The sequence below is a fragment of the Mesorhizobium sp. M0698 genome (genome assembly GCF_040320455.1).
Lineage (GTDB): Bacteria > Pseudomonadota > Alphaproteobacteria > Rhizobiales > Rhizobiaceae > Mesorhizobium.
Map to the genome: position 1 here is coordinate 466,112 of NZ_JAMYPQ010000004.1, position 19,271 is coordinate 485,382.

A 19,271-nucleotide genomic window follows, 5' to 3' on the forward strand; every position below is an offset into this window, starting at 1 on the left:
TATGCGATTTTTATTCTACACCCATTCGATCGTTTCCGACTGGAACCACGGCAACGCACATTTCCTGCGCGGCATCATGCGCGAGCTGGTCGCGCGCGGGCACCAGGCGATCGCGCTGGAACCCGCCGACGGTTGGAGCCGGTCGAACCTGGTAGCCGAGAAAGGGTCCTTCGCGATCGAGCGATTCCGGAAGGATTTCCCCGAGTTGATGCCGGTGACCTACGATGCCGCTTTCGACCACGAAGCCTGGATATCCGATGCCGATGTGGTGATCGTGCATGAGTGGACCGAGCCGGACCTTGTTGCGCGGCTGGGCAAGGCGAAAGCAACTGGCGGCCGTTTCACGCTGCTGTTCCACGACACGCACCATCGCGCCATCTCGGCCACGCAAGCGATTTCTGCCTTGCAGCTTGAACATTACGACGGCGTGCTCGCCTTCGGCGCGGCGCTGCGGGAAAGCTATCTTCGCGCCGGATGGGGCAAGCGGGTCTTTACCTGGCACGAGGCAGCCGATGACCATCTGTTCGAGCCCCATCCTGAAATCGAGCGCTGCGCCGACCTGATCTGGATCGGCAATTGGGGCGACGACGAGCGCAGCGCCGAAATCAGGGAATTCCTGGTCGAGCCGGTGCGTGAGCTCGGATTGAGCGGCACTGTCCACGGCGTTCGCTATCCACGGCAAGCGCTCGCCGACCTTGCGGCCGCCGGCCTGCACTACGAAGGTTGGATCGCCAACGCCGACGTGCCGAAGGCGTTTGCAGCAAACCGCATCACAGTGCACATCCCCAGGCGTCCATACCGCGAAAGCCTGCCAGGCATCCCGACCATCCGTATGTTCGAGGCGCTCGCCTGCGGCATCCCGCTGGTTTCGGCGCCGTGGTCCGATGTCGAACGCCTGTTCAGGCCCGGCGTAGATTTTCTGTTTGCAAACAACGGTTCCGAGATGCGGCGTCATCTTCGCGCCGTGCTGCACGACGCGGATCTCGCCGCCTCTCTGGCGACTTCGGGCCTCGAGACCATCCGCTTGCGGCACACATGCCGGCACCGGGCGAATGAGCTGTTCGGCGTGCTCGCCGAATGCGGGCACCGCCAAGCCGCCGACACGATCCTTGCAAAGGAGGCCGCCGAATGAAGATCGCATTTTACGGGTCGAGCCTGCTGTCGTCCTATTGGAACGGCGCGGCCACCTATTACCGCGGACTGCTCAAGGCCCTGGCAAGGCTCGGCTATGACATCACCTTCTACGAGCCGGACGTCTACGATCGCCAGAAGAACCGCGATATCGCGGCGCCGGACTGGTGTGCCGTCGTCGTCTACGAGGCCACTCCGCATGCCATGATGCAGGTGGCGGCGCGGGCGGCGGAGGCAGATATCGTCGTCAAGGCAAGCGGCGTCGGTTTCGCCGACGACGCGCTGTTGCGGGCGGTGCTCGATCACGCCCGTGCCGATGCGCTCACCGTATTCTGGGATGTCGATGCGCCGGCGACGCTTGGCCAGTTGCGCGACGAGCCCGACCATCCGCTGCATCGCGCGCTGCAGGAAATCGACCTCGTGCTGACCTATGGCGGCGGCGACCCGGTGGTCTGGGCCTATCGGGCAATGGGGGCGGCCGAATGCGTGCCGATCTACAATGCGCTCGATCCGGAAACGCATCATCCGGTCGGCAAGGACATGCGCTTTGCCTGCGATCTCGCCTTTCTCGGCAACCGGCTGCCGGACCGCGAGGCGCGCGTCGAAGCCTTCTTCCTCGACCCGGCCGGCCGCTCCGCCGATCAGCGCTTCCTGCTCGGCGGATCGGGCTGGGGCGACAAGCAGATGCCCGCCAATGTCCGATGGCTCGGCCATGTCGGCACGCGCGACCACAATGCATTGAACGTCACGGCCAAGGCGGTGCTGAACATCAGCCGCGACAGCATGGCGGCCAATGGCTTTTCACCTGCGACGCGCGTTTTTGAGGCGGCGGGCGCCGGCGCATGCCTCATCACCGACGCCTGGCTCGGCGTGGACCTGTTCCTGAAACCCGGCGAGGAAATCCTGGTCGCGCGCGATGGCGAGGACGTCGCCGAGATCATGCAAAGCCTTAGTGCCGAACGGGCTAAGGCGATCGGGACATCGGCGCTTCGGCGCGTGCTTGGCGAACATACCTACACGACACGTGCCGTTTTAGCCGACGCCATCTTCAGGCGCCATTTCGAGCGTCCGACCGTGGAGGCGGCCGAATGACAAAGCCGCTCGACATCGTCTTTCTTGGCCTGTCGCTCTCCTCATCCTGGGGAAACGGCCACGCCACCACCTTTCGGGGGCTGCTTAAAGGTCTCCACGAACTCGGCCACCGCGTCACTTTTCTCGAACGCGACGTGCCGTGGTACGCAAGTCACCGGGATCTGCGCGATCCCGATTTCTGCGCCTTGCGCTACTATGAAACGATCGATGATCTTCGCCGCAATTTTGCGCGCTGTCTGCGCGATGCCGATATCGTGGTCGTCGGCTCCTTCGTTCCCGAAGGCCCTGAAATCATCGACGTCGTGGCATCGCTGTGCACGGGTCAGTTCTGCTTCTACGACATCGACACGCCGATCACGCTGGCAAAGCTTTCGACCGATGATTGCGAGTACATTGCCAGGCGGCAGGTCCCGTATTTCGACGTCTACTTCTCCTTCACCGGCGGGCCGACGCTTGCCCGTCTGACGGCGGAATTCGGCGCGAGGCGGGCCGAGCCGCTCTACTGCTCCGTCGACCCGGAACGGCATCACGGAACCGGTGATCCAATCCGCTGGGATCTCGGCTATCTCGGCACCTACAGCCCCGACCGCCAGGCGACGCTAGAGGCCCTGCTGTTCGAACCGGCGCGTCGCATGCCGGAGCGCCGCTTCGTCGTGGCAGGCTCGCAATATCCGCGCGAAATCGCCTGGCCGGACAATGTGGATCGCATCGAACACCTGCCGCCGGCAGATCACGCCGCCTTTTACAGCCGCCAACGCTACACGTTGAACGTCACGCGCAGTTCCATGATCGCGGCCGGATGGTCGCCCAGCGTGCGCCTCTTCGAGGCAGCCGCCTGCGGCACGGCGATCATCAGCGATAGCTGGGCCGGACTGGACAGCCTGTTTCCAGAGCGGACGATCCACACGGCGCGCAGGACCGAGGACGTAATCGGTATCCTGTCTGGGGAATCCGACGGCGCCCGGCTTGCCATGGCCAGGCAGGCGCGCGTGCTCATCCTCGCAGCTCACACAAGCATCGCAAGAGCCCGCGAATTCGTTTCGCTGCTGGCGCAGGCCAAATCGCCACGTTCTGTTCTCGATCTGGACGTCGAGAGCGCAGCATGACCCGCAGACGGGAGAAGATAGAGATGCAGCTATCAAGAAAGGCGCAACGGACCAAGACCGTGCTTGTCGCCGGCGGCGCAGGTTTCCTCGGTTCGCATCTTTGCGAGACAATGCTCCAGGCCGGCTGGCGCGTGATCTGCGTCGACAATTTCCTTACCGGCCGCATGGAGAACATAGCATCGATCGCCGATCGTCCGGATTTTCGGCTGATCAAGCAAGACATTTGCCGACCGTTGGAGCTTGGCGAACCGGTTGACCGCATCTTCAACATGGCGTGCGCGGCCTCGCCACCACGCTATCAGGCCGACCCGGTCCACACGACACGGACTTGCGTCATCGGGACGCTCAATCTGCTGGAGCTCGCCGCCCGTAATGGCGCCCGCTTCCTGCAGGCGTCCACCAGCGAAATTTATGGCGATCCCGAACAGCATCCGCAGAAGGAAGACTATGTCGGCCACGTGAACTGCATCGGCCCCCGCGCCTGCTATGACGAAGGCAAGCGCACCGCCGAAACCTTGTGCTTCGATTATTTGAGAATGGGAAAGGCCGATATCCGTGTCGCGCGCATCTTCAACACCTATGGTCCCAGGATGGATCCTGCGGATGGACGGATCGTTTCCAATCTGATCATGCAGGCACTCGAGAGACGGCCGCTGACGATATTCGGCGACGGGCTGCAGACCAGGTCGTTCTGCTACGTTTCCGATCTGGTCGACGGCTTGATCCGGTTGATGGAGGTCAATCCCAACCCGCGCCAGCCGATCAATCTAGGCAATCCGGGGGAGTTCACCATCCTGCAACTGGCGGGCCTGGTGAGAGGCATGACCGCCACCAAATCGGACTTGAAATTCCTGCCGCTGCCGCAAGACGATCCTCGTCGTCGGCAACCCGACATTTCCCGTGCAAGGAAGCTTCTCGGCTGGTCGCCCAAAGTGCCGCTCAGGCAGGGTTTGATGCGCACAATCGGCTATTTTGCCGAGCTTGAGACGGCGCAGATGGTCGACAGAAGACGTCGAATTGCCGCCACCGTGCGTTCTGCATCAGGCCGGCTGCAAAACCTGCCGGCCTGAAGGCGGGGAGCGTCTGGCCGCTGCTTGGTCACGACGGAAAGCGCCGTCGTCTCGGATTTGGTCACTTTTTCTCGTTGCGGGAACAACCCGTCCAGCTTCTGGTTCTGTCAAGGTACCGGCATGGAGACGATTGTGCATCCGAAGCGATCCGCCAAAGACATCGAACAAATGGCCGCAAAGGAGACGGCTGCCTTCCTGCGGCGCGCCTCCATCACCTATCTGGAATGTTGTGTGAGCCTGATGATGACGCATCTTCAGCGCGAGGAGGTAGCGGCCATCCTCGAAAAGGAAGCGGATATGCTGCGCCGGCTGGACTGATCCTGGTCGAGCGGCGGCAGGTCGCCTTGGCTTTCCAGGAAACGAAGCAGCGCGGCAGCGTAACGTCTTGCCGCGGCCGCCAGCCGGATCTGTTCCCGATCATCGCCCGATCGCTCAGCCATGCTCCACAAGCCAAGCTGGAAGGCGAGATAGCAGGGCTCGTAGTAGTGGACCAGATTGGCATCGACGCGACGAGAGGTAGTCGCCTCGACAGCTTTGCACAGTGCCGCAGTCGCTGCGTCGGAGAGGCTGTACTCGACACGGGCGCCGGCAATGTCCCAGGCGATGTCCTGGCAGCCGATCAGATCGTGCGATCGGCAATGGTCGAGGGCGTCCGTCTTGATCAGCGTTCCGCCGCGCGAAAGGATGAACTCCCACGGATGAAGCCGCCCGTCGATCTCGACCCGCTGCATGTTCTTGGGTGGAGCCCGTGTCGAAAACCAGTTCTGCAGCTCCGCCGCGCGGTTTTCGCCCAGCGTCTCACTTGTATTCCGCACGGCCATGTCGGCAAGGGCCTCCAGCGAGGCGCCCGGCTGGGAGGCGGGCAGATTGGCTGCGCGCCAGGACAGATAGCGCGCGAGATGAGCGACCATTTTTTCTTTCGAAAGCCTTGCCCGGTCCAGCGTTGCACCGTCGATCCAGCGTTCGACGAGAAAGCCATGGCACAGCCCGGCGACTTCCGGGCCAAAGCCTGCATCGTGCAGCTTCCTGGCGGTCTCGGCCTTTTGCATTCCGATTTCGCCGAGGCCAACGAATTTGACCGACCATTTTCCCCGGCCCGCAAAAGCGAGGAACTTTCGCCGCTCGAAGCCGCGGTGAACAGGTGGCCAATGATCCAGCGAGCCATAGTGCAAGCGACGCCACTCTCCGGCGGATGTTTCGGTCAGGCTGGCCGCTGTGCGGCCGATCGTCCTGGCCACCCAATCCCGCAACGTCGGGACAGCGGATCCAGCAGGGAAAGTCCGTTCGAAATCCACGCTGTGTTTTTGGCAAACCGTCCATGCCTCCCGACTGTTCGTCGATGCCTCGGGGCCCGGCCCACCCGAATGGCTGGGGAACAGATGGATGCGCCCGGCATCGATATCCAGCGCTTGCAGCCATGCGACGACTGCGTGAAACGAGCTGCCGGACAGGCCCGGGCCCTCATCGACGACAGCGAAATGGGCCGATGGCCTTGTCCTCCAGCCGCCGATCAGTTCCGGATCGGCGGCAAGCCGCCTGCGAAACGGATGACCGGTCGGACGGACGCTGACGGGTGCCGGTGCGCCGATGGCTGCAGCCACCATCGCTGCAAGCCCCAGGCCGATGCTGCGGATGCCGATTACGCATGTGTTCGCATCGAGACCCGACTGCCGCGCGGCGACGAAATAGCTCTCCGGATAGAGCGCGTAATGGGCGTAGCCCTCGGCCGTGCCGATGAGGATTTCGCCATCGCAATCGAGTTCGGCCAGCATTCGCGGCACTTCGGCATCGACCGGGCCGTCGATGGCGAATCCGGCCGCCCACGATCTGCCCACGTCCCGGGCCAAGCCGACCAGGAGATTTGCGCCCGCGATCCGCTGTCGGGAATTCCTGTCCATGCCGTTGGCCTCGAATTCAGCATCGGCAAGGCCCTGGACCAATTCCGAGATCTTGATGAACAGGCCGACCAGGGCTGCGTGCCGTCCGATCCCGCTTGGCATATCCGCAATGTGCCCGGCCGCTTTGCAGGCCGAGCCGCGAACATATCGCGCGCTCTCAATTCGCTTGTGGTCGCCATAGACGATCATTGTTCCGTCCCGGTTGGCCTCACTCCCAGCTGCACAACTCGGCGAGCGCTACTTTGATCCACCATCGGTTGCACGATTTTTGCAGCCGGCAAGGAACAATCAGCGAGGCAGGTGGTTTGGCACGAAGAACTTACCTTCAACAGCATAGGCAGCGGTTTCGTGGGATCGAAGAAAGTTCGGATCGGAATAGTAGGCGTGGGCAACTGCGCCTCCTCCCTTATTCAGGGCATCACCTATTACCGTGACGCAAGGAGCGATGAGCCCATCCCCGGGCTGATGCATGCCGATCTTGGCGGCTACCATGTCAAAGACATCGAGGTGGTCTGCGCTTTCGATGTCGCCAAGGGCAAAGTCGGACGCGATGTGGCAGACGCGATCTACAGCGCGCCGAACAATACTTTCCGCTTTGCCGATGTGGCGGCTACCGGCGTTCGCGTCGAACGCGGGCCGACACTGGACGGCATCGGCAAATATCTGCGCGACGAGATCCAGGAGGCCGACGAACCCGTCGCCAACATCAGCAAGATCCTCGCCGAAAGCGGCGCCGAAATCCTGGTGTCCTATCTGCCTGTCGGTTCGGAGGAGGCAACGCGCTTTTATGCCGAGTGCGCGCTCGAGGCGGGCTGTGCCTTCGTCAACTGCATACCCGTCTTCATCGCCTCGCGGCCGGAGTGGCGCCGGCGCTTCGAGCAGCACGGCCTGCCGCTCATCGGCGACGACATCAAGAGCCAGGTCGGTGCGACGATCGTCCACCGGCTGCTCGCCAACCTGTTCCGCGAGCGCGGCGTGCGCATCGATCGCACCTATCAGCTCAATTTCGGCGGCAACACCGACTTCCTCAACATGCTGGAACGCGAGCGGCTGGAATCGAAGAAGATCTCAAAGACGCAATCCGTCACCAGCCAGATCGACGTTCCCCTGGAGCCCGGCAACATTCACGTCGGGCCGAGCGACCATGTCCCGTGGCTGACCGATCGCAAGTGGGCCTATATCCGGGTCGAAGGCACAACCTTCGGCGGTGTGCCGCTGAATGCCGAGCTCAAGCTGGAAGTGTGGGATTCGCCCAATTCGGCCGGCGTCGTCATCGATGCGGTGCGTTGCGCCAAGCTGGCGCTCGACCGCGGTATCGCGGGCGCGCTGACCGGTCCCTGCAGCTATTTCATGAAATCGCCGCCCGAGCAGTTCACCGACGCGGAAGCCCGCCAGCGCACGCTCTCGTTCATCGCCGGCAAGGACGAGCCGATGCTCGATGCCGCGGAATGACGACGACGTTCTTTCTGGTGCGCCACGCCGCGCACGACAATGTCGGCTGTTATCTTGCCGGACGGATGGCCGGCGTTTGCCTCGGCGAAGCCGGCAAGGCACAGGCCTCGCATCTGGCAGACCGCATGGCACGCGACGCGATAGCGGCAATCTTCTGCAGCCCGCGCGAACGCACGCAGGAGACTGCCAATCCGATCGCGCTCGCCTGCAATGCCGGTGAGATCGTGATCCGCGAGGAACTCGATGAGATCGACTTCGGCACCTGGTCGGGAAAGACCTTCGAAGAGCTGAACCAGGATGCCGACTGGCGAGTGTGGAACGACCAGCGTCAGCAGGCGAGAACACCGAGCGGCGAGACCATGCTGGACGTGCAGCAACGCGTCGTCTCATTGATCGAGCAGGTCCGCGGCACCTACCAGAACCAGGGCGTCGCACTGGTCAGCCATGCCGACGTCATCAAGGCCGCCGTGTGCAAGGTGCTCGGCCTGTCGCTGGGAAACTGCTTTCGCTTCGATATCGACCCAGCGTCGATCACCACGGTTGTTTGGGGGGACTGGGGGTCGAAGCTGATCAGACTCAACGAAGCTGCCTGACGAGGAATTGCCGGATGCGCATGGTCATTTTCGGTCTTACCGTGACATCGTCGTGGGGCAATGGGCACGCTACGCTGTGGCGCGGATTGATCCGGGCGATGGCCGGGCTGGGCTGGTCTATCACCTTCTTCGAACGCAACACTCCCTATTATGCCGGGACGCGCGACCTCGACCAGTTGGATGGCGGCAACCTCGTCCTTTATCAGGATTGGGAGGACATCCAGCGCGTTGCCGAGCAGGCGATGAATGAGGCCGATGTGGTCATCGTCACCTCCTATTGCCCCGATGCCGTGAGCGCGTCGCGCCTTGCCCTCCAGGCCTGTCGCGGGCTGAAGGTGTTCTACGATCTGGATACGCCGGTGACACTGGCGCGGATCGAACAAGGTGAGCCTCCGGCCTATTTCGGGCCGGAAGGGCTTCGCGATTTCGATCTCGTGCTGAGCTACACGGGAGGCACCGCGATCGACGCATTGAAGTCGATGCTGGGTGCACGCCGCGTCATGCCGCTCTACGGCCATGTCGATCCAGAGCGACACCGGCCCGCCCCGCCCAGGCCGGAGTTTGCCGGCGACCTTTCCTATCTCGGGACCTATGCGGCAGACCGCCAGGCCGGGGTCGAGAGGCTGCTGGTCAGTCCGGCTGCGCGCCTGCCGGAGCGCCGCTTCATCATTGGCGGCGCACAATATCCGCAGGAATTCCCGTGGAGCGACAATATTTTCTTCGTCCGGCATCTGCCGCCGGCCGACCACCCCGCCTTCTTTTCATCATCACGGCTGACCCTGAACGTGACCCGCGAGGCGATGGCCGAAAGGGGCTGGTGTCCTTCCGGCCGGCTGTTCGAAGCCGCCGCTTGCGGTGCCGCGATGGTGAGCGACACATGGCCGGGACTGGAGGCCTTTTTCCGGCCCGGCGAAGAGATCGTCGTGGCGAACAGCACCGACGACGTGGTCGCCGCGCTCGACCTGTCCGACGCCGAGCTTGACGCTATCCGCCGCCGAGCGCGCGAGCGGGTGCTGGACGAACACACCTCGGCGCGGCGCGCGAAGGAATTCGACCGCATCCTGTCCGATGCACTGCACGGCTCCACGCATGGCGAGCCGTTGAAGGAGGCAGTTTGATGTTGGGCATCGTGCCCGCAGCCGGACGGGGAAGCCGCATCCAGCCGCTCGGCTTTTCGAAGGAGCTTCTGCCGGTCGGCAGCCGCATCGACGGCAACACCGAGCGGCCTTGCGCGGTCAGCGAATACCTGGTGCGCCGCATGGTGCGCGCGGGGGCCGACAAGATCTGCTTCGTCATCGGCTCGGGTAAGTCGGATATCCTCGAATATTATTCTGCCGGCTATGCCGACGCGACTGCGCTGTTTGTGGTGCAGCCCTCTCCGGTCGGCCTTTGCGACGCCATCTTCCGTGCCGCACCGCTCGTCACAGCCGATGAGACCGTTCTGGTCGGGTTGCCCGATACAATCTGGTTTCCCGAAGACGGCTTCCTGGCCCTCCCGGACGACGGCCTGTCCTTCCTGCTGTTTCCGGTGGACCAGCCGGAGTTCTTCGATGCCGTCGTTGTCGACCAGGACGACCGGGTGAAGCAAATCCAGGTCAAGCAGCAGAATGCCCAATCGAACTGGATCTGGGGTGCGTTCAAGATGCCCGGCCGCACCCTTCACCAGCTCGCCGCGCTGTGGCGGGAACGGGACCGGTGCGACGAATATATCGGCACGCTGGTCAATGCCTATCTCGCCGCCGGAGGCGATGCCTATGGCATCAAGGCTGGCACCGCCTATGTCGACGTCGGCACCTTCAACGGCTACCGCACCGCACTTCGCCTGCTTGAAAGCGCCGGCGGTACCAAGGACGACCAAGTCGCCAATACGCGGCCCGGCCACCAGCACGTCCCTGTCCTCGCAGGCGAAGGAGGCTAGCCATGCTGCATTCCGATGCCGAAATCCGCCGCCGTATCGATGCGCTCGGCCCATGGTTCCACAATATGGAACTGGCCGGCGTCGAAACCGCTCCCGATCATTTCCTCGGCAATTACCCACTGATCAAATGGCGCAAATTCGCCGACGCCATTCCCGCCGATCTTTCCGGCAAGGCGGTGCTCGACATAGGCTGCAATGCGGGTTTCTATTCGATCGAGATGAAACGCCGCGGCGCCGGCCGCGTGCTTGGCATCGATTTCGATGAGGCTTACCTGGCGCAGGCGCGCTTTGCCGCTGAGGTTGCGGACTGCGACATCGAATTCCGGCAGCTCTCGGTCTACGACGTTGGCGCCCTGCATGAGCGGTTCGACATCGTGCTGTTCATGGGCGTGCTCTACCATTTGCGCCATCCCTTGCTCGCACTCGATCTGATCCGTGAGCACGTCGCCCGGGACCTGATGATCTTCCAGTCGATGCAGCGCGGCAGCACCAACGTGCCGGCGCTCGAGCAGAATTATCATTTCTGGACCCACGACCTGTTCGACCGGCCGGAGTTCCCAAAGCTGCATTTCATCGAGCATCGCTATGCCGACGACCCGACCAACTGGTGGATTCCCAATCGCGCCTGCACCGAAGCCATGCTGCGCAGCGCCGGCTTCGAGATCGTCCTGCAACCGGAGCAGGAGGTCTATTTCTGCCGCACCGCCGACGTGCCGGCCGGTGGCGGCGTCGTCTACCCGTCGAAAGGACAAATAAATGATTGAAGCCGCGATGATCTGGAACGAGCCCAACAACAAATCCCACTGGGATCCCGAGCTCGACCCCGACTGGAGCCGCTTCGCCAACATGGCAACCCTGGTCGCCGACGCGATCGCGTCGGAGAATCCGGCCTTGACCAAGGTCCTTGGCGGCATCTCGCCGATCGATGCCGGTTTCATGACACGGATGAAGGAGTTCGACGTGCTCGATCATGTCGATGCTGTCGCCGTGCACGGTTTCCCGCTCGACTGGAACCTCTGGCAGATCCACGAATGGCCGCAGAAGATCGGGGAGATTTCGGCTGTCACCGATCTTCCGGTATGGGTCAGCGAGGTCGGCGTGTCGACCTTCGGCGCCGAGGAGGTACAGGTCTGGGGCCTGCGCCGGACCGCGGAATTGCTGATCGGCAACGCACCGCGCATCCAATGGTATAGCCTCTACGACCTGCCGCGCGAGTGGGAAGCGACGACGCGCCATCGCGAGGCGGAAGGCTCGTCTTACTACCGCCATTTCTACATGGGCCTGCTCCGCCAGGACGGCACGCCAAAGCCCGCGCTCGAGGAGTTCCTGCACCACACGCCGGCAATGGGACTGGTGCAGTGGTTCCATTTCGAAGATCACCGGCTGGGTGACGCCGTCGCCTGGATGAAACGGCTCGGCGTCACCAATCTGCGCACCGGGCTTTCCTGGGCCGACAGCTTCAGGCCGAACGCACTTGACTGGTTCGACCGGCAGATGGAGGCTTTGGCCGACTTCGACGTGACGGTTACTTTCTGCTTCACGCCGGAACACCGCGGAATGATGCCGCACCACAGCAGTCCGCCGCTGGTGCCGGAGGAATTCGCCGACTTCTGCGCGGCAATGACGCGCCGATATGCCGGCAGCATCGCTGCCCCTTCGGTCGGCAGGCTGCGCGCCTCCGCAGCGTGAGGAGCTTCGGCTCTCCAGCCATGACGCTCACCGTCCTCAACGTCGCCTATCCCCTCGCCCCGGTCGGGCCGGATGCGGTCGGCGGCGCCGAGCAGGTTCTGTCGATGCTCGACCAGGCGCTCGTACGCGCCGGACACCGTTCGATCGTGATCGGCTGCCAAGGCTCGAGCGCGGCGGGTGTCCTCATCGAGACGCCGGCCGAACCGGGCGTGCTCGATGAAGCGGCGAGGCACCGGGCACAGCGTGCTCATCGCGCCGCAATTGCTGCCGCGCGCGCCCGTTGGCCAATCGACGTGGTTCATTTGCACGGCATTGATTTCGACGCCTATCTGCCGGGCGACGGGCCGACATTGGTGACCTTGCATTTGCCGCTCGACTGGTATCCGGCCGACGCTCTCAATCCGGCGCGAAACGATCTATGGCTGCATGCTGTATCCGCGGCTCAGCAAAGAACCGCGCCGCCGGGAGCCAGGCTGATCGGGCCGATTCCCAACGGAGTGGACGTCGACGCGCTGAGCGAACCGCAGGCCAAACACGACTTTGCGCTCGTGCTCAGCCGCGTCTGCCCGGAAAAGGGCATCCATCTGGCGCTGGACGCAGCCAAGAAGGCCAGCGTGCCGCTGGTCATCGGTGGCAAGGTCTACCCCTATGAAACGCACACAGCGTATTTTCGCGACGAGGTCGAACCCCGGCTGGACGACCGGCGCCGCTTCCTTGGTCCGCTCGGCTTTGTCGCCAAGCGGCGCCTGCTGAACACAGCCCGCTGCCTAGTCATCCCGAGCCTTGCCGCGGAAACCAGTTCGCTCGTCGCCATGGAGGCGCTCGCCTGCGGCACCCCCGTGGTGGCCTTCCCGAATGGCGCACTGCCGGATGTGGTCGAGCACGGCAAGACCGGGTATCTGGTTGGGGATGTCGACAAGATGGCCGAAGCCATCGCTGCCGCACCCAGCCTGGACCCCGAGACCTGCCGGGCCGAGGCGCGGCGGCGCTTTTCACTCGACCGCATGGTTTCCTCCTACATGGACGCCTATCGGGCGCTGGCACGGCTCGGCACAGACAGCGGGCAGCTCGCGACGGCAAAGTGAGCGCGACATGCTCCGCAGTGAGATCATCGACGATCCGGCGGACCTCGAAGCCCTCGAGCCGCACTGGTGGGAACTCTGGTCGAGCAGTCCCTCGGCGACGCCGTTCCAGTCTCCCGCATGGTTGCTGCCATGGTGGCGGACATTTGCTCCCGGCGACCTAGCGACGGTCGCCATCTGGCGTGGCGACGATCTGGTCGGCCTGGCGCCACTCTATCTGGAACGCCACGACGCCGGCGCGCGATTGCTTCCGCTCGGCATTTCGGTGAGCGACTATCTGGATGTCCTTTGTCTTCCCGAGATCGCCGAACCGGTCGGCGCAGTCATCGGTGGCGCCGTTCTTTCCGTCGGCTGGTCACAGTGGATCTTGCAGGACCTGCCTCCCGGCGGCGCCGGCCTTGCCATCAGGCATGCCGCGCTCGAATCGTGCCAAGCCGTCGGTCACGCCGCTTGCCCGGTGCTCGCCCTCGCCGGCGACCAGACGCTTCAAGGCTGTGTTCCGGCGCGGCGGAGGCGCCAATTGCGCCGCGCCCACAGGGCCGCGTCGAGACGCGGCAGTGTCTCCATCGAACCCGCTTTGTCCGATCCGCAGACATTCCTCGACCACCTGATCCGCCTTCACCGCGCGCGCTGGGCCGGACACGGCGACGGCGTGCTGTCCGATTCCCGCGTGGAAGAATTCCACCGTCAGGCGCTGCCGCAAATGGCCGCCCAAGCGCTTGCCCGATGCTGGCTTATCACGATCGGTAACGCGATCGTGGGCGCCTATTACGGGTTCCATCATCGTGGCCGCGCTTGCGCTTATCTCGGTGGCTTCGATCCGGCCTATGCCGAGGAAAGTCCCGGCGCGCTGCTCATCGGCCAAGCGATAAGGCAGGCGATCTGCGAAGGCGCGGAAGAGTTCGATTTTCTGCGCGGGCAAGAGGCCTACAAGTACAGCTGGGGCGCCGTAGACCGGTGGACGATGCGCAAGATCTGGACGCGGAGCAAAGGGCGATGAGCGCGACGCAGCCAGGATCTCGGCGGTCGACATCAGCAAGGCGGGTGCTGGAGGACTGCATGGCAGACGGTGCCGGCGTCGAAGCCGTCATCGCCAGGCTGGCTCTCCGTTTCGAGACAGGAATCGAAGCCGCAGAACTGGCGAAGATTGCACAAAACACACATTCGGCCGATTCGCGAAAGACGGCAAAACTACGACGGATTGCCGACCTGCTTCAGCGCAGGCCCGAGATCTTCGCCACGCTGCGCAAAACAGGTGGTGCCGTTCGGCACGAGCGTGGCGAGGACGAGACCGACGATGCGGTCGTCAAGCGGCTGGCGGCCGGGTTTGACGCGGCGGCGGCGATCTCCCCGGCGGCGAGCGTCCAGCTGTCATCGCTGGGCAATGAGGAAAAGCTCTCTGCCGCTACGGCTGAGATCGTTGCATGGCTGGAGAGGCGAGGCTTTACCGGCACTGACCGCGACATACTGGATATCGGCTGTGGTATCGGTCGGTTCGAACAGGCGCTCTCCGCTCTGTCGCACCGGATCGTTGGCAGCGATATATCCCCAGCGATGATCTCGATCGCCCGCCGGCGATGCGCCGGGCTCGGCAATGTAGAATTCCGCCCTGCGCGCGGTTTCGATCTTGCCGATTTTTGCGATGCCAGCTTCGACCGCGTGCTGGCCGTCGACAGCTTTCCCTATCTGGTGCTGGCCGGCCTTGCGGAGCGACATTTCGTGGAAATCGCGCGCGTGCTGAAGAGGCCGGGCATGGCCGCGCTTTTGAATTATTCATATCGCGGATCGCCGGCGCTGGATCGCGCCGATGTCCATAACTTCGCCAACGCAAATGGCATGCAAGTCCTCGTCGACGGCGAAAAGCCTTTCCGGCACTGGGACGGCGATGCCTTCCTGCTTACGATTTCCGGCGGAACATTGCGGCCCAACGATGGTTCGGATGCCGAACGGGAAAAGCCGCTATTCGACAGTATGAAGGAGGACAAGATGGCGTCCGGCAGCAAGAAGCACATCGGTCGCGGCAGTCACGGCAAAGGCGCTGGCGCTGGCGCGATGACCGATCTTCCCAAGGACAAGATCGGAGAGAACGCCGTTCTGTCCAACAGAGACAAGAAGCAGCACACCAAGGAGCGTGGGCTCGACGGCAATCGGGTCAAGTCCGAGCAGTACCAGGATCATTCAGCGGATCGGCGGCCTGAAGACTGATCGTTGCGGCAGCATGTGGCTTGCAGCCGGTGAGCAATTGAAAGGCGGCGAGAGCCCAACCGCTGACGAAGCTGTGCAAGGACCGATGCCGGTCGCATGGACGCCCTGCAAATTCTTGCAAACTCGCACTGTTGCCACCAGAGTGAGGTGAAGGAACCAACATTTGCCAAGAGAACGCGATGTCTCGCTCAAGGGAAGATTCCGGCAGCAGGCGTGCCGATCTGACGATAGATCGGGAAATCGCTTCCTTGCTTGCGGCCATCGAGCAGGAAAGGGTTCCTGACCGGCTGACCAAACTTGCGATCGAATTGCAGCATGCGCTTATCGAAAGGCGCTTGCGCGAAACCAGTAATTAACGTGACGTGTATTAGCGGCGCCTCTCGGCTTCGAAGTCCAGTTGTCCTTCGGACAGATAGCTGCGCCTTTCCATCAGGGTTTGCGAGGAACTTTCGCCAAGATATTCCAGCACGCCGGCGCGTGCCCTGTTGAGCCGGCTCTTCACGGTTCCCACCGCGCAACCGCATATTTCGGCCGTTTCCTCATAGCTGATGCCCAGAACGCCTATCAACATCAGAACCTCGCGCTGGTGCTCAGGAAGACTCTGGATGGCCTGGTGGACCTCCTTGCCCTGTACGGACCATTCCTGCGTCGCTTCCGAGATCGGCCGCAGCGAAGCGCAGTCGAGCAGGCCGGGCGCTTCCCTCACCGCGGCCCTGACACGCGTGTAGTAGGTGTTGCGCATGATCGTGAAGAGCCATGACTTCATGCGCGTTCCAGCTTCGAACTTGTCAATGTTGGCCAAGCCCTTGGTCAGCGTCTCCTGGACCAGGTCGTCGGCATCATCGGGAGTGCGGCAGAAGGTGCGGGCGAAAGCCCTCAAAGCGGGTATGAGGTCGACGATGGAAACTTCTTCGGTTTCGCGAGTCGCCAAGGCGTAGGCTGTAGGTGGCAATGGTCCAGCTCCCGTCCAGAATGAGTTCGTGAGCGCAGACCAGTTAAATGCATTGGGCGAAAGATCGTTCCGGCTGGCGAAAATCACCCGGATCGGGAACCGGAGCGGCTTGGCTGGGCAACCCAGCCGGCGGTGATATTTTTGACGGAACAACCACCGGTATCGCGGAGTTGGAATCCAGGCCGTCCGAAAATCCGGGGCGCCGCCATTGGCGTGTCGAAACGCGATTTTCGCAGCGAGCCTGGGCCGCCACCTCAAGGACAGTCCGCCACCTCAAAACAGGAGGAACCCATGACAGGAAACAAGCACGCCAAAGGCAAAACGCCGGCCGATAGCGACCTTGCCAACGATCCCGGCATCGGCAGTTCCAAGGGCACGATCAAGGAGGGCGACCGGCTCGATCAGGGCGACAACACGTTCGAAGGCGATGTCGAGAACGACACCACGCCTCAAGGCGGTATCAATCCCCGGCAAAAGATGCGGACCAACAAATGACGCCAGCATCGGCCGGCGCACGATCGAACAAACCCGCTGCAACCCGTGCAGCAATCCCGCGTTAAAGAGCATGGGCCTCGCGTCCGCCCAGCGTTGATGCGACAGGCTCTTTCGCGGAGACACAGATGACAAAAAAATCGTTTGGCCGCCCCGTTCCAATTCTCGTCGGCCTTGGTTTCCCTCGCCATGTCGAAAATATCTGGCAGGCCTATGACGTCTTGAACGAATGGCCGAGTCGCGGCCCGGCGCACAAGGCGGCGTTCGACGCCTGTCGCGCCGGGCTGGCTGACGAGGTCGATGCCGAGACCGTGCGCGCGGCGTTCGAAGCATTCGCCCGCAAGGCGGGCATTCTGGCGCACGATGTCGCCGCCGAAATACCAGCAGGCACCAATCCCACTGCGGTTCGCGACGTCGGCTAAAATGCCCAGCAGGCCATGTGACCCGCTGAGGCTAATTTATATCAAGGGTGGTTAAATCGGGAGGACCGCCATGCTGGAGATAAAGTTCGATGCTCCGGTTTGCATCTACTTCGGCAAGCCGGGACGATCGCGAATGGTCAGCTCCGTTTTCGAGGCTTCTTACTGCCTCAAAAGCGAGAAATGGCCTGCCCGCAATGCCCCGTTGTCGCTGATGGCGGGAGATGCATTGGATGGCGCCCAGATCGGCCAGATTACGGCAGCGGAAGCCCGCGAAGCATTTATCGACGCGGCTTTGGAAGCGAAGATTCTTGTCGAAGGCGAGCCGCATGACACACATGCCCGGACAGCCTTCATGCCGGACGGCGGGTGAACCGGCAGGCTGCTTCCCCGCAGAGCCGTTTATCGCGAATGGCTGGCTTCCTCGGCCTTTTTCTCCTGCTGCTGTCTGAGGACCTCGTCGGTTCCGACCAGCTTCTTCGATCCGCCGGGGATCGCGGTGGAAACAACAGCCGGCGGGTCGCTTGCGGGGAAAGAATCCTCCAGACCCGCCTGCAGCTGGTCTTCCAGCGTCTGCGGCTCTTCCGAGCGGCCAGCGGTCCTTCGGGTGTCTACATTCTCCAGCGGCTGTGTCATGTCCGGTGAAGACCTGACTTCTCGAATCCAGCCATAGAGCTGTTCGATGGCAAATTCCTTCATTGTGTCGAAATCGGCCTTTTCGTCACGCGATGCCTCGATTTGGTCAACCATGGTCTTCTCGAACCGTTCGAGGCTCTCGCTTCCACACGCTCGGCAGAGACGCACCAGCGCCTCGCGCAGTATGAGCGGCGCAAAGTGCGCTGTCGCCTCGAGCCTGAGCTGCTGCAAACGCTCCGGAGTAGCGGCTTGGAACTTCGACATGTTCGACCTCTCGCCTTGTGGAGCATGTCAACGAAAATTGTCGGCGGATGTTCCATCGGTGGTGGCCGGTGCATCGCTTGATCCTCAGCGGTGCGCGCCACCACCGACTGCAATGCGGATACCGAGACCGACGACGAAGCAGCTGTGCCGGATGACCGTCCCGGCCGCCCGCTATGTAGAATCCATGCGGCTACTTCGGCCCGGATTCGCCAGATGCCTTGGTGCCATCGTTGGACCTGCCGGCATTTTGCATCATCTTGAGTGCTTCGTCCCTGGTCAGACCGCACCTGCGGGCAAAACAATCGATCTCATAGGCAACTCGGCCGACAGGTCGTGTTTGGCATGCATTTTTCGCTGGTGTTTGCGTGCGCCCATTCAGGCTCGGTCCCGGATCAGCCGGTTCCCAGCGCCTGGCCAATCCGTTTCGGCAAGTTTTCTCACGCGCCGTCTGGCCGGCCCACCCTGTCCTCGAGTTCGTTAAGGAACGCGAGCAGCGCGTCCTCAGGATCGTCTGCCTCTTCGGTCAGCATATCGATGCCCCAGTGGCCGAGGACAGCCTCCTGGACGATGCTCGGCTGCGACATGAAGATGAAGGATTTCGGGCGATTCTTGTCATAGCCGGAGCGGCGCCAGGTCTGCCAAAGCCGGTGCAGCAGCAGACGGATGTTCATGTCGGACATGCTGTAGCCGATGAACAGGATGGTGCGCCCGAGCGCGTCGGCCCGAAATTTCACGTCGAGCGGCGAATCGAACGACAGCCGGTCGAAATAGTCGGTCTCCGCCAGGACCAAAGATTTATCGTCGTCGAAATCGCCGTGGAATTTGATGATCTGCGTCACCTCGCCAGTGGCCTTGGGCAAATCCTTCGCATTGGCCACTTTCACAAAGGGCCGGCTATGGATCTCGAAGGCAACTTCGAGATTTCGGTCGTAGTTTGTCGTGTAGATGATCGGAAAATCGAGCGACACGATGAGCTTGTGGATCGCCGAGCCCTGCACTTTCTCCCGCGAGACGCTCCATTCACGATCCATCCAGCTGCGCAAGGGGCCGAGGCTCCCCTGCTTCAGCCGGTAGTATTCGGCAAGCGCCTGATAGCTGGCCTCCGGCGCACCGATCGTATCCTCGTCCAGACCGAGTTCTTTTTGCATGTGTTCGATGAGCTTTTGCCAGGACGGCAAGCCGACGCTCATCGACACCCCGGCTCCAACGAACAAGATCGCTCGCCGCTCTTTTACCGATTGAGCCAGTTGCTCGACTGCAGACAGCATTCGA

General features: G+C 62.6%; 22 protein-coding genes and 1 pseudogene. 18 read left to right on the top strand and 5 right to left on the bottom strand.

Features of this window, described 5'->3' with window-relative positions:
- Position 1: 1 nt before the first annotated feature.
- Genes NKI16_RS12605 through NKI16_RS12625 form a run of 5 tightly spaced genes read left to right on the top strand, consistent with a single transcriptional unit; the run spans position 2 to position 4,717 of the window.
- Complete coding sequence (locus tag NKI16_RS12605) at positions 2-1,132, top strand: CgeB family protein (protein ID WP_352723996.1); 1,131 nt, start codon at positions 2-4, stop codon at positions 1,130-1,132.
- Positions 1,129-2,223 (top strand): CgeB family protein, encoded by a 1,095-nt coding sequence (locus NKI16_RS12610; RefSeq protein WP_352697982.1) that lies wholly within the window; start codon positions 1,129-1,131, stop codon positions 2,221-2,223. Before NKI16_RS12605 ends, NKI16_RS12610 begins: the two co-directional genes overlap by 4 nt.
- Positions 2,220-3,329, top strand: coding sequence for a CgeB family protein (locus tag NKI16_RS12615; RefSeq protein WP_023676130.1), 1,110 nt, complete (start codon positions 2,220-2,222; stop codon positions 3,327-3,329). The genes NKI16_RS12610 and NKI16_RS12615 overlap by 4 nt, the downstream gene beginning before the upstream one ends.
- Before the next feature lie 23 nt (positions 3,330-3,352).
- Positions 3,353-4,399, top strand: a complete 1,047-nt coding sequence (locus tag NKI16_RS12620) for a UDP-glucuronic acid decarboxylase family protein (protein WP_352691146.1) — start codon at positions 3,353-3,355, stop codon at positions 4,397-4,399.
- Positions 4,400-4,423: 24 nt separating this feature from the next.
- Positions 4,424-4,717, top strand: coding sequence for a hypothetical protein (locus NKI16_RS12625; RefSeq protein ID WP_352691144.1), 294 nt, complete (start codon positions 4,424-4,426; stop codon positions 4,715-4,717).
- On the opposite strand, the gene NKI16_RS12630 is transcribed toward NKI16_RS12625, so the two are convergent.
- The gene (locus NKI16_RS12630; RefSeq protein WP_352691142.1) at positions 4,654-6,486 is read right to left on the bottom strand and encodes a hypothetical protein; all 1,833 of its coding nucleotides are present in this window, start codon (positions 6,484-6,486) and stop codon (positions 4,654-4,656) included. The genes NKI16_RS12625 and NKI16_RS12630 overlap by 64 nt on opposite strands.
- Before the next feature lie 159 nt (positions 6,487-6,645).
- Here NKI16_RS12630 and NKI16_RS12635 point away from each other — a divergent pair, with 159 nt between their 5' ends.
- From NKI16_RS12635 to NKI16_RS12680, 10 genes and pseudogenes are all read left to right on the top strand, one after another.
- Entirely contained in the window at positions 6,646-7,749 is a 1,104-nt protein-coding gene (locus NKI16_RS12635) for an inositol-3-phosphate synthase (protein ID WP_352839717.1), read from the top strand.
- Positions 7,746-8,342 carry a histidine phosphatase family protein gene (locus NKI16_RS12640; RefSeq protein ID WP_352569244.1) on the top strand — a complete coding sequence of 199 codons (597 nt, stop codon included), beginning with the start codon at positions 7,746-7,748 and terminating at the stop codon, positions 8,340-8,342. Before NKI16_RS12635 ends, NKI16_RS12640 begins: the two co-directional genes overlap by 4 nt.
- Positions 8,343-8,356: 14 nt before the next feature.
- Positions 8,357-9,460 (top strand): CgeB family protein, encoded by a 1,104-nt coding sequence (locus tag NKI16_RS12645; RefSeq protein WP_352839721.1) that lies wholly within the window; start codon positions 8,357-8,359, stop codon positions 9,458-9,460.
- The gene (locus NKI16_RS12650; RefSeq protein WP_352634543.1) at positions 9,460-10,260 is read left to right on the top strand and encodes a nucleotidyltransferase family protein; all 801 of its coding nucleotides are present in this window, start codon (positions 9,460-9,462) and stop codon (positions 10,258-10,260) included. The genes NKI16_RS12645 and NKI16_RS12650 overlap by 1 nt, the downstream gene beginning before the upstream one ends.
- Positions 10,261-10,262: 2 nt before the next feature.
- Positions 10,263-11,024, top strand: a complete 762-nt coding sequence (locus NKI16_RS12655) for a TIGR04290 family methyltransferase (protein WP_352614931.1) — start codon at positions 10,263-10,265, stop codon at positions 11,022-11,024.
- Positions 11,017-11,949 (top strand): glycoside hydrolase 5 family protein, encoded by a 933-nt coding sequence (locus NKI16_RS12660; protein ID WP_352697992.1) that lies wholly within the window; start codon positions 11,017-11,019, stop codon positions 11,947-11,949. The genes NKI16_RS12655 and NKI16_RS12660 overlap by 8 nt, the downstream gene beginning before the upstream one ends.
- A gap of 20 nt (positions 11,950-11,969) precedes the next feature.
- Entirely contained in the window at positions 11,970-13,034 is a 1,065-nt protein-coding gene (locus NKI16_RS12665) for a glycosyltransferase family 4 protein (RefSeq protein WP_352691140.1), read from the top strand.
- Positions 13,035-13,041: 7 nt separating this feature from the next.
- Positions 13,042-14,031, top strand: a complete 990-nt coding sequence (locus NKI16_RS12670) for a GNAT family N-acetyltransferase (RefSeq protein WP_352723989.1) — start codon at positions 13,042-13,044, stop codon at positions 14,029-14,031.
- A 59-nt stretch (positions 14,032-14,090) separates the two neighbouring features.
- A pseudogene (locus NKI16_RS12675) lies at positions 14,091-14,792 on the top strand (class I SAM-dependent methyltransferase); the annotation flags it as partial.
- A 225-nt stretch (positions 14,793-15,017) separates the two neighbouring features.
- Positions 15,018-15,236, top strand: a complete 219-nt coding sequence (locus tag NKI16_RS12680) for a hypothetical protein (protein WP_023676213.1) — start codon at positions 15,018-15,020, stop codon at positions 15,234-15,236.
- 188 nt (positions 15,237-15,424) lie between these two features.
- Here the strand turns inward: NKI16_RS12680 and NKI16_RS12685 are convergent, their stop codons facing one another.
- Together NKI16_RS12685 and NKI16_RS12690 are read right to left on the bottom strand one after the other, a co-directional pair.
- Entirely contained in the window at positions 15,425-15,553 is a 129-nt protein-coding gene (locus NKI16_RS12685) for a hypothetical protein (RefSeq protein WP_352569237.1), read from the bottom strand.
- A gap of 50 nt (positions 15,554-15,603) precedes the next feature.
- Positions 15,604-16,167 carry a sigma-70 family RNA polymerase sigma factor gene (locus NKI16_RS12690; protein ID WP_023676143.1) on the bottom strand — a complete coding sequence of 188 codons (564 nt, stop codon included), beginning with the start codon at positions 16,165-16,167 and terminating at the stop codon, positions 15,604-15,606.
- 312 nt (positions 16,168-16,479) lie between these two features.
- Between NKI16_RS12690 and NKI16_RS12695 the strand changes: the two genes are divergently transcribed.
- The 3 genes from NKI16_RS12695 (at position 16,480) to NKI16_RS12705 (ending at position 17,472) form a co-directional block, all read left to right on the top strand.
- Positions 16,480-16,683 (top strand): hypothetical protein, encoded by a 204-nt coding sequence (locus NKI16_RS12695; protein WP_023676144.1) that lies wholly within the window; start codon positions 16,480-16,482, stop codon positions 16,681-16,683.
- A gap of 125 nt (positions 16,684-16,808) precedes the next feature.
- Positions 16,809-17,102, top strand: coding sequence for a DUF982 domain-containing protein (locus tag NKI16_RS12700; protein ID WP_023676145.1), 294 nt, complete (start codon positions 16,809-16,811; stop codon positions 17,100-17,102).
- 70 nt (positions 17,103-17,172) lie between these two features.
- The gene (locus tag NKI16_RS12705) at positions 17,173-17,472 is read left to right on the top strand and encodes a DUF982 domain-containing protein (protein ID WP_023676146.1); all 300 of its coding nucleotides are present in this window, start codon (positions 17,173-17,175) and stop codon (positions 17,470-17,472) included.
- A gap of 29 nt (positions 17,473-17,501) precedes the next feature.
- Here the strand turns inward: NKI16_RS12705 and NKI16_RS12710 are convergent, their stop codons facing one another.
- A complete protein-coding gene (locus tag NKI16_RS12710; RefSeq protein ID WP_352569236.1) occupies positions 17,502-17,999 on the bottom strand; it encodes a hypothetical protein in 498 nt (165 codons plus the stop codon).
- Between the two features lie 437 nt (positions 18,000-18,436).
- Positions 18,437-19,267 (bottom strand): SIR2 family NAD-dependent protein deacylase, encoded by an 831-nt coding sequence (locus tag NKI16_RS12715; protein ID WP_352796248.1) that lies wholly within the window; start codon positions 19,265-19,267, stop codon positions 18,437-18,439.
- Positions 19,268-19,271: the final 4 nt, after the last annotated feature.